The organism is Bacteroides sp. AR29, from assembly GCF_900217715.1.
GTDB classification, from domain to species: domain Bacteria; phylum Bacteroidota; class Bacteroidia; order Bacteroidales; family Bacteroidaceae; genus Bacteroides; species Bacteroides uniformis.
This window is the reverse complement of sequence record NZ_OBMS01000005.1, coordinates 224,183-240,883: the sequence shown is the minus strand read 5'-3', so window position 1 is coordinate 240,883 and position 16,701 is coordinate 224,183. Positions and strand designations below refer to the sequence as shown.

Below are 16,701 nucleotides of genomic sequence, written 5' to 3'. Positions count from 1 at the left end.
GATGCAACGCGGTGGATATATAGATGCAACAATGATGATTCTATAGAGGGAATATCCGGCCGATAAAGGGGATGCGGAAAGGAAGTATCCTCCTTGCTTGTCTAAATGAATCTTTCGTTTATAACCGAAAATCTAGCCTTTTTCGCAAACTTTTTAGGTTATGAACGAAAGAATGGATATACTTAGGAAGTACAATCTCTGGACAAGAGGAGATTTATATTTTCATCGACGAAGTGCAGCTCATCGAAGAATGGGAAAAGTCGGTCAATTCTTATTCGCAGGACTATACCGAGGAGTACGAGCTCTTTATCAGTGGCTCCAGCTCACGGATGCTGTCCGGTGAGCTTGCCACGCTGCTTTCCGGGCGATACGTCCAATTCCCGGTATATCCCTTCAGCTATCAGGAGTATGCAGAGATAAGGCATCTGGAACAGAACCGCGAGAGCTATATGAATACGGGCGGAATCCCGGAACTTTTTGTCTTGCCCGAAAAGCAGGAGGTGCAGCGCAATTACTTGTCTGCCTTGAAGGACACCATCTTGCTGAAGGACATCAGCCAACGCTACAGCATACGTGACCCCCGACTGCTTGAAGACCTTTTTGCGTTTCTTGTAGGCAATGCCTCTAATTTAGTGTCCATCGGCAACATCGTGAACTATTTCAAGAGCCAAGGCCGGAAGACGGGCTATGATGCCGTGGCTGCTTACATAGGCTATATCGAAGACTCGTTCTTGGCGTATCGTTGTGAACGCTTCGACTTGCGCGGAAAGGAAATACTGTCCGGTACGGCGAAATATTACATCAACGACCTTGTCTTTAAGAATTTTCTCTATCCCGGAACGGCCTATGGGGTGGGTTATAAACTGGAGAATCTTGTCTATCTGGAGTTGCTCAGGGCAGGCTATGATGTCTATACCGGATGTGCCAAAGAAAAAGAGGTGGACTTCATCGCCCGGAAAGGCGACCGTACGATATATCTGCAATCCACCTACATGCTGGTATATGAACAGGCGGTGCGCCGTGAGTATGCTTCGCTGGAGTCGATACAAGATAATTATGAGAAGCTGGTTGTCTCGCTTGACGACTTCTGCCTGCCGTCTCATGAAGGAATAAGGCATGTGCGGGCGTGGGAACTGCATGGGTTGTTGTAAAAGGTGCTGAAAGACGGAAATATCCCTATAACCTTGACAAAAAGTAATGTTTTTCCCGGTTTTCCTGCCGCACTTGGTTTTATAGAAGAACGGATTTAGGATATATTGTGGATATTCAGCTCATAAAGATGCGTTCTTTTTGCATATTCTTCCGCTTTTGTGGGACTTTTATACAGAAATTGGCTACACTTTTAAGCTAAAAAGAGTATACCGTTTTACTAAAATGGGAGTTGCGTTTTAGTAAAACGGTTACTCTGTTTTAGTAAAACGTTCTTTTGCTTTTGCATTTTCGGTGTATCAGGGCTTTCGGAGGTGTGATTTCGATTTATTAGAAGGACGTTCGTTTTGGTATAATGCTTATAACCTGACACTTATGGATTTTCGCTCTCGTATTTCTTTCTGTGTGGATAATCGGTCCGAAATACGGGATTCTCGTGCGATAGAAAATACAAAGTGTCAGAATGACAAAATCATATTTATCTTCTGTAGGTATCAGCCTTAAAAATACTTTCCAATCTTTTTCTTGTTTTCATTCTTTATCGTTAAATTTGCCATCGAAGCAAGGAAGTGTCCTTAGCTTCAATGTTTTGTGAAATGATATTGTAAGAAGCGTTGTGCTTCATTCTTGTCTTTGAGAACCTGAGAAATTTTCGAAACTATACAAGAATGGCATGGACTGCTCCTGCGCTGGTTTCGGCGTGGGTCTGCTGTCTGTTCATTTGTATAGTGGGGTTTTCTCAGGGCCTTCAAAGACGATGGATAGCACGCAGTTCCACGTTCTTTTTTTATATTCAGCAATACTCCCTCCTGAACCAAAGCTCGAATATCGGATCGGAGAAAACATACTTGTTCCCCTCTTTCTCAATGAAATCACGTTCTGTCAGCATACGCTTGTTGCGTGTGATGGTCTGTGCACTGCCCAATTCATATTTCCGCACTACGGGGATGGAGTTGAAGCGGTATTCACCGTCGGCTACAGCACGAAGCATGGCAGTTTGGGCAGCAGTCAGGTTCTCGGTGTCGTTCATGAACATAGGCATGTTGGTGTCTATCAGTTGGCGGGTACGGATTTCGATAATCTCATCTGTCACTTTTTCAGACGTACCGCTCCAGATGAAATAGCACAACTGTTGCAAATACCACGAATGGCATTTCACGATGTCGCACAGTTGTTCTGCTTGCTGTTCGCTGATTTCTTTGTTCGTCCGGTGGAAGGCATTGACGATGAAGGGCACCCATTCCTCTTTCTTTATCTTTTGCAGGAACAGTACTTGTCCGAAGCGGTAGAAGGGGTTAGAAGAATTGTTGAAGATGTCCATCATCATATGCCGCTTGCTTCCGTAAAAGCAATAGGAGACTTGTTGCTGCTTCTGCCAGGCAGAGCGCATTTTTCCCTCCATACTTTTGTAGCCGGGTAGTAGTGCCAGTTGTTGGAACTCGTCGATGCAGACAATCAGGTGTATGCCTTTGGCAGCTGCTATCTTTTCGGGTAGTTCCAGTATCTCCATGACACTTTTTTCTTCCAGTTCCAATTTCAGGTCAAAGGAGAGGGTATCGGTTGGGTCGCTCTTCAATGTGATACTGGGAGAAACGGCTTTAAGAAACTGTTTCACATCTTCAAGCCTCTTTTCAAGGGTGGAGGCGGCGCAAGAAATGACTTCTCGCGCAAAGATGCGGTAGAATTCAGCTTCCGTCTTGATGCTGAATGCATCAATGAAGCAGACACGGATATGCTTGTCTTCTTGTGTCAGTTCGTCCATAGCTACTTTTACAAGCGACGATTTTCCCCATCGGCGCGGTGAAATAAGCATTACGTTGATGCCCGATCCAAGTAATTCTTTCAGTTGCTTTCGTTCTTCTACCCGATTGACGAAACTTTCTTTATCAACCAGTGTGCCGTATTGAAAAGGTGATTTCATAAACTTTCTGTTCTTGATTTAATGACAAATATACAAATTATACATCAATGTATAATACATCAATGTATAATTTTGTTTGAGCACATGTGCAAAAACACCCACTTTTTGCACATGAAACGGAGAACGTGAGCAAAAAAGCCTTATTTTTGCTCGCGTTATTGATTCCGAATATAATGTTAAATACAAATATACTATGAAAAGTAAGGTTCTTGCATTGATTCTATTATGCGGTGCCGCCTCGTTGGGCGCCAAAGTAAAACTGCCTGCACTGGTGGGCGACAACATGATACTCCAGCAGCAGACTGAAGTGAAACTGTGGGGAACGGCTGCTCCGGAAGCCGAAGTACGCGTTACGCCTTCGTGGAACGGACAGACAATGACTTGCCGTGCCGATAAGGATGGCGGTTGGACGCTTGCCGTGGAGACTCCGGCAGCAGGATACACGCCTTATGAGATAACTTTTGATGACGGAGAAAAAACTACGTTGAAGAATATCCTAATCGGTGAAGTATGGCTTGCTTCCGGCCAGAGCAATATGGAAATGCCCCTGAAAGGTTTTGCTGGCTGTTGCATCATGAACGGAGCGGATGACATCATAGTTTCTGCCGAGAATAAGGGGGTGCGTATGTTCACCGTTCCCAAGCACCAGACTTATGAACTGCAAACCGACTGCAAAGGTAGCTGGAACATATCTTCCATAGAAACCGCACCCGATTTCAGTGCGACGGCCTACTATTTTGCCACTTCGTTGAGCCGTGCCCTCCGGATTCCGGTCGGCATCATCTGTAGCGCTTACGGTGGATCCACTGTAGAAGGTTGGATAAGCCGTGAACTGCTGGAAAACTATCCAGACATATCTCTCAACCCCGATTCCATCGAACGCCTGCATCCCATGCTCCGCCCCATGCTGATGTACAATGCCATGCTGAAGCCGCTTCAGAACTATACCATCAAAGGGTTCATCTGGTATCAGGGAGAGTCGAACGTAGGTCGCCATGAAACATATGCCGAACGCTTGGCCGACATGGTGCAGCTGTGGCGCAAGGAATGGGGGCTGGGCGAATTGCCTTTCTACTTTGCCGAAATAGCGCCGTACGCCTATGGAGGTACCCAGCAAGAGAAAGCTGCTTACCTACGTGAAGCGCAATTCCGTGCCCAAAGCCTGATTCCGAACAGTGGTATGATTTCGACAAACGACCTTGTAGAGCCTTATGAGATGTACAATATCCATCCCCGCAACAAGACAAAGGTAGGTCAACGCTTGAGCTATCTGGCATTGAACCTTACCTATGGATTGAAGCAGATACACTGTTTCGGCCCACAATATAAGTCATGGACTGCTAAAGGCAGTGAAGCATGGGTTTCCTTCGACCATTTGGAAATGGGTATCTGTCGCAACTATGACCTTCGCGGTTTCGAAGTGGCGGGTGAGGACCGTGTGTTCCATCCTGCCGACAAAGTATGGCTGCACTGGCAGACGAATGAAGTGGTAATCTCTTCAGAAAAGGTATCCCATCCCGTCAGCGTGCGCTATTGTTTCCATGATTTCCAGATTGGTACGATGATCGGTGGGAATGAACTGCCTACCATTCCGTTCCGTACGGATAATTGGTGAAAGAGTGAAAAGTATATAAACACTTTCATTATACTATAATATTGGGCGCGGGTTACGCGGAATCCACGGATGCAGTAAACTAAATCCGTGTAATCCGCGCCTAAAAGAAAATATCCAGAGGGTTTTGTTCCCCCTCTGTCTTTTATTGTTTCAGCAACTGTTCTGCTGCAAGTACCAGGAACATATAGTGGGACGAACCTCCTCCCAACACATACTCAGTCTGTTGCCAGAGGAACGGGAACGTCAGGAGTTCCGGGAAGTCGGGACGGATAAGCGCCGTACCGGAAATGACTCCACCGGGAATGTACGACCAGTCTGCGCGGTTCAGTCCGTAGCCTACAGTGGCTGATTGTGCGCCGACACCCGAGGCGAAGGAAGCCTGGTTGGAGCCCGGGTGGCATCCGAGAATGAAGTTGAGGGCATTGAATACCGGTGCTTTCGGGAATATTTCCGGATAGGCGGTTGTCAGGAAGTAGTGCTGGAAGCCGAAACGCTGTATATCCCAGCCTGCACCCCAGATGTTCGGACGGTAGGGAACGCCATAGGGAGTCTCCTGCACTTGTTTGTTCAGTTCTTGTTCATATCCGGTCAAAGCTTTGCGGAAAGCTGCTGAAAAGGCTTTGGCTTTCTTGTTCTTCATCTGTGCGAACAGTTTTTCCACACGTGCCGTGTACCAGCCGATGCGGCCTATCTGCTTGATGATGAGCTCCTGGTTGTCCAGAATGAAGTCCATATAGGGTTGTTCGCCGGTGGTGAGGTACAGCTCTACGGCTGCCTGCACTTTGGGGAACAAGGCTCTGTTGTTGCCGCTTCCGGTAGAAGCATATACTTTGCGAGCAATGTCGAGGCAATGCACACTCAATGTATCATTGAAACCTTTCAATACACGTGATACGGCAGCCAGCTGGGCAGCTGTCGACAGTTCCCGTCCGGGGTTATCCTCCGTAAATATCCAGCGGTCGTCTTCATTACCGATTTTCCCGTCGGTCATGGCGGCGGCATCACCCAGAAGTACGTATTGGCGAAGGTCGTTGCAGATGATTCCCCGGTAGAGACGTCCCAGTGCCAGGTAGCCGTTGACTACCGTAAGGGCGCCGTTCTCTACTTGTTGCAGCAAGTCATTCTTACCGTCGGGCTGGTGGATTTCCGTCACACGGTTTATCTGGTCGATGGAAGTCACGTCGAGATTCGGGTGGAAAGCTTCGTAGGCCAGTGCCAGGATATAGGATTCTCCGGCTTGGGATTCGATGCGGAGGTCAAAGTCTCCGGCATCGTGCCAGCCGCCTATGTTCACTCCGGGAACCACTTCACCCGGTTTGAACTTGGACAGGCCCTCTTTCTGGTCGTAGCCGTCGATATGATTGTGTGCCGGTGCCATCTGGGCATCGTCCATGTGGCAGCAGTCGTGCCATACGCGGTATTTTTCGTTGACGCGCATGTGGCACATCTGTACGGGAAGGAAGTATTCCAGTACGGGCTGCCATACGCCGCGGGCATATACGTCATTGTCGATGCGGAAGATAGGGGATACGGAGGTATCGTATTTAATCTTGTAGAGTCCCGGTTCCTTCACATCCGTGAAGTCCACCTTCAGATAGTTGTATCTCAGGAACTTGCCCCAATTGGCAGGAGTGACGTTCTTGACCACTTTCTCGCCGTCTGCGTCAATGCGGATGATTTGTGCCGTTTCCTTTCTATTGTCACGTATATCCATTTCGATGACGGCTTCCTTGTCCTGGGCGGGATGATAACCTATCTGTGAAGTCTGGATAACCGGCTGATACATCCAGTCGGCCACTACGTTCGGAGTGATAATCCATTTGACGGCCCCTTTGGTGACACCCGGTTTTATGTTGCTGCGCAGTACGAACCAGCCGTTATTGTGGTTCATACGCCCGTCAAACAGTTGTAGGTCACCACTCAATGATTCGATGGTTACTTTGTTGTAAGGGTCGTCGGGGCGGGAGGTAAACTTACGGCCTTTGGCATAAGGTTCGCTGATGATGTCGTCGGCCACAATCGGGCTGTAACCTTTTCCTATCAGTTTGTCCATGTCTGCCAGCGATTGCTTGCCGTCATGATAATTTCCCGTATGCAGATAGTTGGGTTGGGTTGTCATTAGGGGAGAGTTGGGTTGTTGCGGGAAGATGCCGCTCTGACCGTCCATAATCCAGGGCTTGCCGAAGAGGGAACCCGGGAAGAATTCAAGGTTGAAGCCCACTTTTCCGATGAATTCCTGGGGAATGGGGCGGTCAAGGTCTACGGTCACCTCTATGTTTTTACCTTTGCTTTCCACGTTTACCGTATATATAAGGTGGAGGTCCGGGTAAATCATCGGGTTGAATCCGGTGAGATGGCGTGAGGAGTCGGGATAGCACAGCGTGGCGGTGATGCTGTTGTCACCGAGCTTCCGGTCGAGCTGTTTCGGTACGGGCTGCCATTGTCCGGGTGTGGCTTCCAGACGGATATCTCCATTCGTCGCCACACGGTGTCCGTTCATGATGATACATACCCCTCCTTGGTGTCCTTCGGGATAGATATCATCAAAAGCCATGATGTCGACTCCCTGATTCTTGAAATAACCGGAGGATGTCAGCTTGAAGTCTTGCGCATGCAGCGCACTGCTGCCGCAAAGCAGTGCCAAGACTGATGCAAATAGGAAATGTTTCTTTCTCATAGTATCTATTTTTGAGTTACAAAATTTTCTACTAATATACGGACTAAAAAGGAAACGGATGGCTTTTGTTTGTAGCCAATAACGTTATGAAATGTGTCTTTTTCCTCTATTTTTATGATATTCATTGTTATATTTGTCAGACAATGGCGCTTGAGCTGCCGGATACCCACGTTTGAGCCAATAGAAGCTGATGTCTGGTAAAACAAGGACTCAGTACCCAAAAATAGCCTTTATCGGAACCAATTGTATCCCTTGAAAAAGGATGGCAATGAGTAGTGTCCATTTGTTTTTTTGTACATTTGCAATGTAACTATGGCTAACTCCTTAAATCGCTATATTATGAAACGTATGTTTTCCGTTTTTTTGCTGATTACAGTATGGTTGCTGGTTACACCTTTCCTGCAAGCACAGTCACACGTAGACAAGGTTTTAAAAGATGAAATAACCTCGGACTTGAAAGAGAATATCCTCTCTTTTTGGGAAAGATACAGCGTAGATTCTTCCGGAGGCTTTTATGGTTCATTGGGACGTGACGGTGCCCCGATAGCGGATGCTCCCAAAGGTGGTGTACTGAATGCCCGCATCCTTTGGACTTTTTCAACCGCCTACCGGATGTATGGCGATACTGCCTACCGTAAATTGGCTGACAGGGCGCAACGGTATTTCATAGATCACTTCATTGATTCGCAGTATGGAGGCGTATATTGGCTGATAAAAGCGGACGGTACCCCATTGGATACGAACAAGCAGACTTACGGCTGCTCTTATGCTATCTATGGGTTGTCCGAACATTTCAGGGCAACGGGCAACAATGAAAGCCTGCAAAAAGCCATAGAGCTTTATCGGATAATGGAGAGCAAAGTCAAAGATCCCGTAAATGATGGCTATATAGAATCCTTTACCCGCGAATGGGGAACTCCCCAAAAGCTGGGGTATGATGGAGATGGCATTGCTGCCAAAACAATGAATACACATATCCATGTATTAGAGGCATACACGGCTTTATATAAAGTATGGAAGGATAACAGCCTTTGCAAGCGCCTTGCAAAAGTAATAGACTTAATAACAACCAGGCTGTACAACCCACAAACACATCACTTGATATCATACTGTGATTTAAATTGGAATAATCTGGATGACATCGACTCTTACGGGCATGATATCGAAACTTCTTGGCTGCTGACGGAAGCTGCAGAGGCTCTGGGTGACCCGGAGGTTATCGGGAGGTGCAGGAAGGTAGCATTGGAACTTGCAGATGCTTCCTTGAAGGAGGGCATCAACCCGATGGGAGCTATGATGTATGAACGACATAAGGACAAAATCAGGAAGGACGCTTCCTGGTGGTGCCAAGCGGAAACTGTGGTCGGCTGTATCAATGCCTGGCAACTGACTGGTGAACAATCTTATCTGGACAGTGCCGTCCGCACCTGGAACTTCATCAAATCACGGATGATAGACAAGGAGTATGGTGAATGGTTCAGAACGGTGCTGGAAGATGGAACTCCCCGCTACAAGGAGCCTAAAGCAAGTATGTGGAATTGTCCTTATCATAACAGCCGTATGGGGTTTGAGATTGATACCAGACTGAAATGACAACCTTTTATAGATTTGATATTATGAAGAATTTACGAATTTTCCAGTTTGGAATAGTTGTATTGCTGTGTGGTATATTATCTCTGCCGCTTTCTGCCCAGACGGAAGTGATGGCATGGAGCAATATCACGGGTGTCCGCGTAGACGGTGAATTGATAGACTTTGAGTCATCCCTGCGTGTCGGAACCTTGAAAGGAGATATGGAGATTACCGGAAAGGAGAAGCAGGTCCGTCCCGTTTTCCATCGTGAGGGGAATATGCAGGAAGTGACGGCTACTCTGCGAGGTGTAAAGTTCCATCAGAAAGTGACCGATAAGGGAAAAGGCTTGGTGGAGATTTCTATTGATGCGCTGTCGGACACTACTTTGAACCAGGCAGCCTATTACTGTATTGCTTTAAGTCCGGAAAACTACATTGATGCCAAAGTAAGGGTAAGTGGCAGGAAGCTGACCGTTACTTCGGCCAATAGGAAGTTGGAATTCAAGTTCAATAAGTCTGTAAAGGCCACGGTTGAAAAAGAGTCTACCGGTACTGTTGTGTATATCTCGCTAATGCCGATTCTGAAAAAGGCTGGGAGAACAGCATTGTCTATGGAACTGCATGCTTCCGGAGTGATAGATCACAGTGACGCGGAAATTACATTGGATATGCAGAATCCGGGAAGTTTGTTTGCAGGCTTTGGAGGGAATTTCCGCCTGCAGAATCCTGCTGCCGACCCTAAAGTGATAGATTACTGTCTGGAAAACTTGCGCGTAGCTTATGGCCGTGTGGAATTTCCGTGGAGATTGTGGCAACCCGAAGAAGAATCCGATCCTATTGCCGTGGCACAGAATGGGGGACTGAACAAGCGGGTGGAGGAAAGTCTCCTCATGGCAAAGCGCTTGAAGGCGATGGGAATGCCGGTAATACTAAGCTGTTGGTTTCCGCCTGCATGGGCCATTGACGGAGGTCCTGCAAGTTATGCCCGTCAAGGTGGTGTCATTGCTTATCGTCTGGATAACCGGAAAAAGGAGAAGATTTATAAATCCATGGCAGATTATCTGTTGTATGCCAAACGGTATTATGGTATTGAGTTCTCCATGTTCTCGTTCAATGAATCGGATTTGGGTATTGATGTCCTCCACACTCCGCAGGAGCATGCAGATTTCATTAAGGAGTTCGGTGCTTATCTGGCAGGGTTGAATCTTCCTACCCGCATGCTGCTTGGCGACAATTCGGATGCCACTACTTTCGATTTTATCCTTCCTGCTTTGAACAATCCTGAGACTCATAAGTATATTGGTGCAGTTTCTTTCCATTCATGGCGTGGTTGTGATGATGTTACGTTAAGGAAGTGGGCGGGTGCTGCCAAAGAGATTAATGTACTACTCTTGGTTGGTGAGGGTAGTACGGATGCCGCTGCTCATGGTTATGCCGAGATATTCAATGAGTCGACGTTTGCACTTTATGAAATCAATCTGTATACACGTATTTGTGCGATTTGCCAACCATTGTCCATCTTGCAGTGGCAGCTCACTTCAGACTATTCGTTGTTGTGGGGAGACGGCATTTATGGCTCCAAAGGTCCTTTGCGTCCTACACAACGTTTCTGGAACATTAAGCAGCTGGCCTCCACTCCGGCCGATGCCTTGGCTATTCCAGTCAGTAGCAGCAAGAAAAATGTAAACTGTGCGGCTTTCGGAAATATGGTGCGCGGAGAATATGCCGTCCATATGGTCAATAATGGGGCGGATTGCGAGGCTGTCATCTCCGGTATCCCTGCAGAAGTGAAGGAACTGAAAGTCTATGTGACCAATACAAAGGACTGCATGAAGGAAACTGCAGTGAAGGTGGAGAATGGACTGGTACGGGTACACTTGCCGGCTATCAGTTTCATTACCTTATTGTCGGATAAATAATTTTGAAATGGAATAATATTAATATATAAAGAATAGTGATATGAATATAACTACATGTCTGTTTACAGTTCTGGGAGGAATGGCCACTTTAGGGCATCCTTCAGAAACTGTACGTTTGAATCAGTTAGGGTATTATCCCCAGCAGGAAAAAGTAGCTGTGGTGAATGCCGGTGAGGTACGTGAATTTACCATAGTAGATGCAGCCACGGGCAATCGGCTACTTTCCGGCAAACCCGGATATACCGCTTCATCCGCTTGGTCGGATAGGAGCAGGACAATATTGGATTTCAGTGACATCACGGTACCGGGAAGATATCTTCTGTTGGTTAACGGCGATTCAGTGGCATTCGAAGTAAAGGAAAAGGTGCTGTCCCCTTTGGCCGATGCCGCTTTGAAATCTTTCTATTACCAACGTACGGGTATGCCCATCGAAGCGACTTATGCGGGTCGGTGGAGCCGTCCGGCAGGCCATCCAGATGACAAGGTGCTGGTACATCCCAATGCTGCCGGGCCGGAACGTAAGGCGGGAGCGGTGATTTCTTCTCCGGGAGGATGGTATGATGCCGGAGATTATAACAAGTACATTGTGAACTCCGCTTATTCCATCGGATTGATGCAGGCGATTTATGCCCGCTTTCCTGACTATTTTATCCGTCAACGGGTGAACATCCCGGAAAGCGGAAACCACACGCCCGATTTGCTGGACGAGATGTACTATAACCTGAAATGGATGCTGACCATGCAAGACCCTGCCGACGGAGGAGTCTACCACAAGCTGACTACCCCTTCGTTCGAGGGATTTATCAAGCCTACGGAGTGTAAGCAGCCCCGTTATGTAGTTCAGAAATCAGTAACGGCGGCATTGGACTATGCTGCGGCTTTAGCGCAAGCTTCCGTGTTGTTTGCTCCTTACGAAGAGGATTATCCTGGCTTTTCGGAAGTGGCTTTGCAGGCTGCCGAACGTGCTTACGCCTGGGCAGAAGCGCATCCGCAAGCGCTCTATCATCAGGACCTCCTCAACAAGCAATATCAACCTGCCGTGGTTACGGGAGCTTACGGTGATCGTAGTGCCGATGACGAATTCTTCTGGGCGGCTTCCGAGCTCTATCTTGCTACGGGAAAGCCCGTTTACCGGGAACAAGTGAAGAAGCATCTGCCCACTGCATATAAGACTCCTTCTTGGGGCAATACCACTGCGTTGGGCGTGTTTGCCTGGCTGCAACCGGGCAGGGAATATCAGGGTGAAGACGTGGAGTTGGCAAATGCCATGAAAGACCTGCTACTGGACTATGCTGCCGAGGCTGTGCGGGGTGCTGACCGCTCTCCTTTCCACGCTCCTTACGGCAACGATGCCAAAGATTTCTTTTGGGGATGCCTTGCCGAAGGGTGTGCTAACCAAGCCACTTCACTGGTTTGCGCCTATTTGCTTACAGGCGAGAAGTCGTACTTGACGAACGCCTACCGCAATATGGACTACATTTTAGGAAAGAATGCCACGGGATATTGTTATGTCACCGGTTTCGGGATGAAGAGTCCTCTGTATCCGCACCATCGTCTCTCTGCATCGGATGATATAGAGGCACCTCTTCCCGGTTTCCTGGTTGGCGGTCCCAATCCTGGGCAGCAGGATGGCGTTGCTTATGCTTCCAACCTGCCGGATGAGTCTTATGCAGATGTGGAAGGTTCGTATGCTTCCAATGAGATAGCCATTAATTGGAGTGCCGCTTTGGTGGCATTGGTGTCTTCGTTGGATGCTTTGATGTCAAAATGATGTTCCTATTCAGCTTGCTGCCTTATAAATTCGGACGGGCTGATGTTGAATTCATCTTTAAAATGCTTGGAGAATACCTTGGGGGAGTTATACCCCAAGGTATATGCAATTTCCGAAACTTGCATTTGGCTTTCTGTCAGGAGTTGCTGTGCCCGTTTCATGCGGATGGTTCTGATGAACTCGATGGGTTTCTTTCCCGTTATCTTAATCATTTTCTTGTAGAAATAGCTGCGTGATATATTCAGGCTGCTGGCAAGCTCTTCGACGGAAAACTCGGTTTCGCTGATATTGTCCTCTACAATCTGGATGGCTTTTTCCACCAGCTGTCGGTCAAGAGGAGTGATGGTGATACGGCTTGGCTCGATTTTAATTTCCTGATTGAATATTTCCTGCCGTTTGACGTTCATCTCGATAATCTTGTTGATACGCAGTTTGAGGACTTCCATATTGAAAGGCTTGGTGATGTAGTCGTCTGCACCGACGTTGAGTCCTTCCAATTGGTGCTCCTCGCTTGCTTTGGCTGTCAGCAGGATGATGGGGATATGTGAATAGCGTATATCGTTCTTGATGGTTGAACATAGTTCCAGACCATCCATTTCGGGCATCATGATGTCACTGACCACTAAATCTATATCCTCCTTTTCCAAAACATTCAGTGCTTGTTTCCCATTAGTGGCTTTCAATACGTGATATTTTCTGGCAAGACTTTCAGAGAGAAATTTAAGAAAGTCGTAGTTGTCATCTACAAGCAGGATAGTGAACGGATGGGTTTCTTCTTTTGTTTCCGATGCTTCGACCAGCTCTCCGTTTCCGGTTTCATTACTGTTCTGGTGCAGAGGGAGTGTAATCAGGAATACGGAACCGCAAGGCTGGTTATCCTTGACGCAGACAGTGCCTTGGTGCATTTTTACATATTCGGAAACAATGTGTAGGCCGATGCCGCTGCCTCCGTTGCTCGATTGGTTTTTTCCCGACTGATAGAATCTTTGGAATATTTTTTCCTTGGATTCATCCTCTATGCCGCAACCGGTATCGGTAAAGGTCAGTTCCAGATTTTTTCCCTTTATGGCAATGTCCAGTGAGATGCTTCCTTTATTGGGAGTGAACTTGAATGCGTTCGACAGAATGTTGGTACATATCTTGCGTATCTTGTCATAGTCGAAATCCATGAATACGGAATGCTGCGGACTGGTAAAGCTGTAGCCGATGTTCCGTTTCTGTGCTATCGGGTCGAAGGAATGAAATATCTCGCTCAGGATGATGAGAATATTGTCGTGCTTGCATTTCAGTGTCTCGGCTTTGGCGTCGAGCTTTCTGAAGTCCAGCAATTGGTTGATGAGTTCCAGCAGATAGTCGGCGTTTTGCTTCACCATATCCAGAATCCCCTTTCGGTATTCGGGGTGGTCCACAAAGAATTCCTCAAGCGGGTTGATGATTAGCGATAGGGGGGTACGCAGTTCATGGCTTATGTTGGCAAAGAACTGTAGCTTCATGTTGTTGATTTTCTGTTGCTTTTCATTTTCTACTTCAATGGCCTGCATGATTTGTTTCTGTTTGTGCCGTGAACGCAGGTTGCGGATAATTAGTAGGATGATGCACAGAACAATGCCGGTATAAATGGTATAGGCCCACCAGGTACGCCACCAGGGAGGAAGTATCTTTATTTTCAGCTCTTTGATATGGGGGCTCCATACGCCTTGTGAATTGCATGCCTTTACGGACAAGGTATAGTTTCCGGCAGGCAGCATGGATAGATTTATCTTGTTGTTTTCAGCATAAATCCAGTTGGCATGGCTTTGGTCGATTTTGTAGGCATATTTTATCTTGTCTGTTTCTATCAGGTCGAGAGCTGAGAAGGATAGAGTAAATGAATTTTCCTTTTCGGTGAGCGACAGTCTTTGTGCACATTCAAGCGAGCTTCCTCCCAAGATGTCAGAGTGGGCTGTTCCGGATTTAAGCTCGATTCCGGTCAGGTAGATGCGGGCATCGTAGTTTGTTGAAAGAATTTCTTGGGGGATAATGGTCTGGTATCCTTTGGGAGTGCCTATCAGTATGTTTCCATTCTCCAGTTTCAGAATGGCATGTACGTTGGTGTCATTGCAAATCAGCCCGTCGCTTACGGAATAGTTCACGATGGAATACACTCCGTTTGTCATCTGTATGCGTGAAATACCGTTGCCGGTACCAATCCACATCTGATGGTTGTTGTCTTCCGTAATGGCTCTGACGAGGTTGGCGGCAAGTCCGTTCTTCTGGTCAATGAAATAGACGGAGTCGTTCTTCTGGTTCCAGACGCTAAGTCCATGCGGATGGCCTATCCAAAGCAGGTCACGGCTGTCCTTGTAGACGGTGAGCATGTCGGTTTCCTTGAAACGGGTGGTTTCGGAGTAGATGTTGTAGGCTTGGGTTTCGGTGTCGATGATGATAAGCCCGCCTTTGCTTGCTACATACAGATGCCGGTCATTGTCATAGTACATATCCCGTACAAAGAACTCTCCCGGACGATACAAGATGGTGTCGAATACTCCGGTTTCAGGATGCAGCCTTTGTATATATCCTCTCATCGTACCTATCCAGACGTATCCGTGTTTGTCTACTTTTATCGTATATACATTGTCTTCGAGCAGTTGGCTGTTGCTGGTTGTGTATTGTCTGATTTGCCCTTTCAAATAGCAGAGCAACCCTTTCTGGAACGTGCCGATCCACAGACGGCTCTTGGAGTCAATGGATAAATCGACTACGATATTGGCGGGAGTGGGTATCTTCTCGTATGCATCGGTTATCAGTGATTGGCGTATCAGGCCCGTGCCGTCTGTTCCGTAGTAGATAAATCCCGGGTCGGTGTCCTTGCAGAAAGTCAAGATGTCGTCATATTCCAGTGATTTGTTGCAGAGGATGATTTGGGACATCGGACTATAATAGGAGATGCCGTGTTTGAAGTTACCTATATATATGATTCCGTCCTTATCCCGGTAAATGGTATTCAGGTTGTTGCTGGCGATGGTATGTGGTTTCAGGGGGTTGTGCAGCAGGTTGGTAAGCGATTTATTCAAGGTGTTGTAGATGACCAGCCCCATGTGGCTGGTGAGAATCCATACATTCCCGTCGCCCAAATCGAGGATACGTTGTACGCGGTTGTACTGAATATCATTGCAACTGTTCAGGCAGATGTCTTCCCATTGTTGTGTAAGGTTGCTTTTGTACAGTAGCAGGCTGTTTTGGTATGTATATATCCATATGCTTTCACTTTGGTCTGTATAGACGTGCGGTTCATGGTCTTCCAGTAGTGGTTTGTAAATGGCCGGGATGGTGATTTCCCTGGTTTCGGAGGTTTGCTTGTTGATGCTGTATAGTACGCCGTTGGAGTACATGACGTAGATATATTGCACTCCTATCGATATATTGGAAATTTTCTCGATAGACAGTGGATATGCTTTGAGGGAATTGTTGTCTATGTTCAGTATATAGATTTTGGAATGATCGTAGGCCCAGAATTCATTTTTGGGTGTTTTCCCTATTCTGAGAATGTTTTTGCTGGGAATCTTTAATTTTTCGAGTGTGGTTTTGTAGTCATTGTCGAACTTTCCGGTCTTGTAGTCGTAGATACTGTAACCGTTGGATGTCCTTATCCATACATTCATTTCCGGTCCTTCGAAGATGTTGATGATGGCATCGTCGGGCAGTTCGGAGTTATCCCGGTGATACTGCCGGAACGAGTAGCCGTCATATTTGTTGAGTCCCGATTCCGTCCCTATCCACAGAAATCCCCTGCTATCTCTGAAAATGCTCCTGACGCTGTTGTTGGACAGTCCTTCTGTGGTGGAAAGCTGTTTAAACATAACAGCCGGTGGAATCTCTGCCGGATTTCCCCAAGCTGTAAAGGCAAAGGATAGCTGGCATATTAAGAATAAAAACAGATGCTTCATGTGTTTTCTGTAATATTTAGGGAGATTAACGATATTGTATCTGCAAACTTAAATATAATCATCCGGATGGGCAAGGGAAGATTTGTGTATTCATGTACGATGATATACCTCATTTGGTGAAAAAGAGTATGCATTTTGTTTCCAGGTGCTC

The 16,701-nt window shown here is 47.0% G+C and carries 7 protein-coding genes and 1 pseudogene; 5 read left to right on the top strand and 3 right to left on the bottom strand.

Annotation, left to right across the window (positions count from 1 at the left end):
• Window positions 1–209: 209 nt before the first annotated feature.
• Window positions 210–1,151: pseudogene (locus CSD97_RS05045) on the top strand (ATP-binding protein); the annotation flags it as partial.
• Window positions 1,152–1,942: 791 nt separating this feature from the next.
• Here CSD97_RS05045 and CSD97_RS05040 read toward each other — a convergent pair.
• Window positions 1,943–3,070, bottom strand: a complete 1,128-nt coding sequence (locus tag CSD97_RS05040; RefSeq protein ID WP_022400582.1) for an ATP-binding protein — start codon at window positions 3,068–3,070, stop codon at window positions 1,943–1,945.
• Between the two features lie 193 nt (window positions 3,071–3,263).
• On the opposite strand from CSD97_RS05040, the gene CSD97_RS05035 reads away from it, so the two are divergent.
• Window positions 3,264–4,685, top strand: coding sequence for a sialate O-acetylesterase (locus tag CSD97_RS05035; RefSeq protein WP_005831010.1), 1,422 nt, complete (start codon window positions 3,264–3,266; stop codon window positions 4,683–4,685).
• 142 nt (window positions 4,686–4,827) lie between these two features.
• Here CSD97_RS05035 and CSD97_RS05030 read toward each other — a convergent pair whose 3' ends face one another.
• The gene (locus CSD97_RS05030; protein ID WP_098032027.1) at window positions 4,828–7,362 is read right to left on the bottom strand and encodes a glycoside hydrolase family 9 protein; all 2,535 of its coding nucleotides are present in this window, start codon (window positions 7,360–7,362) and stop codon (window positions 4,828–4,830) included.
• A gap of 339 nt (window positions 7,363–7,701) precedes the next feature.
• Between CSD97_RS05030 and CSD97_RS05025 the strand changes: the two genes are divergently transcribed.
• From CSD97_RS05025 to CSD97_RS05015, 3 genes are read left to right on the top strand one after another with little or no spacing between them, the layout of a single operon-like run.
• Window positions 7,702–8,955, top strand: a complete 1,254-nt coding sequence (locus CSD97_RS05025) for an AGE family epimerase/isomerase (protein ID WP_008662425.1) — start codon at window positions 7,702–7,704, stop codon at window positions 8,953–8,955.
• 23 nt (window positions 8,956–8,978) lie between these two features.
• Entirely contained in the window at window positions 8,979–10,853 is a 1,875-nt protein-coding gene (locus CSD97_RS05020) for a hypothetical protein (protein WP_229031923.1), read from the top strand.
• A 40-nt stretch (window positions 10,854–10,893) separates the two neighbouring features.
• Window positions 10,894–12,624, top strand: coding sequence for a glycoside hydrolase family 9 protein (locus CSD97_RS05015; RefSeq protein WP_098032026.1), 1,731 nt, complete (start codon window positions 10,894–10,896; stop codon window positions 12,622–12,624).
• Between the two features lie 5 nt (window positions 12,625–12,629).
• On the opposite strand, the gene CSD97_RS05010 is transcribed toward CSD97_RS05015, so the two are convergent.
• Window positions 12,630–16,550: a two-component regulator propeller domain-containing protein gene (locus CSD97_RS05010; RefSeq protein WP_098032025.1), complete on the bottom strand. Its 3,921-nt coding sequence runs from the start codon at window positions 16,548–16,550 to the stop codon at window positions 12,630–12,632.
• Window positions 16,551–16,701: the final 151 nt, after the last annotated feature.

Coding starts and splice junctions, on each gene's coding strand:
- CSD97_RS05040 (WP_022400582.1), bottom strand. CDS start 3,070: ATGAAATCACCTTTTCAATACGGCACACTGGTTGATAAAGAAAGTTTC.
- CSD97_RS05015 (WP_098032026.1), top strand. CDS start 10,894: ATGAATATAACTACATGTCTGTTTACAGTTCTGGGAGGAATGGCCACT.
- CSD97_RS05030 (WP_098032027.1), bottom strand. CDS start 7,362: ATGAGAAAGAAACATTTCCTATTTGCATCAGTCTTGGCACTGCTTTGC.
- CSD97_RS05035 (WP_005831010.1), top strand. CDS start 3,264: ATGAAAAGTAAGGTTCTTGCATTGATTCTATTATGCGGTGCCGCCTCG.
- CSD97_RS05020 (WP_229031923.1), top strand. CDS start 8,979: ATGAAGAATTTACGAATTTTCCAGTTTGGAATAGTTGTATTGCTGTGT.
- CSD97_RS05010 (WP_098032025.1), bottom strand. CDS start 16,550: ATGAAGCATCTGTTTTTATTCTTAATATGCCAGCTATCCTTTGCCTTT.
- CSD97_RS05025 (WP_008662425.1), top strand. CDS start 7,702: ATGAAACGTATGTTTTCCGTTTTTTTGCTGATTACAGTATGGTTGCTG.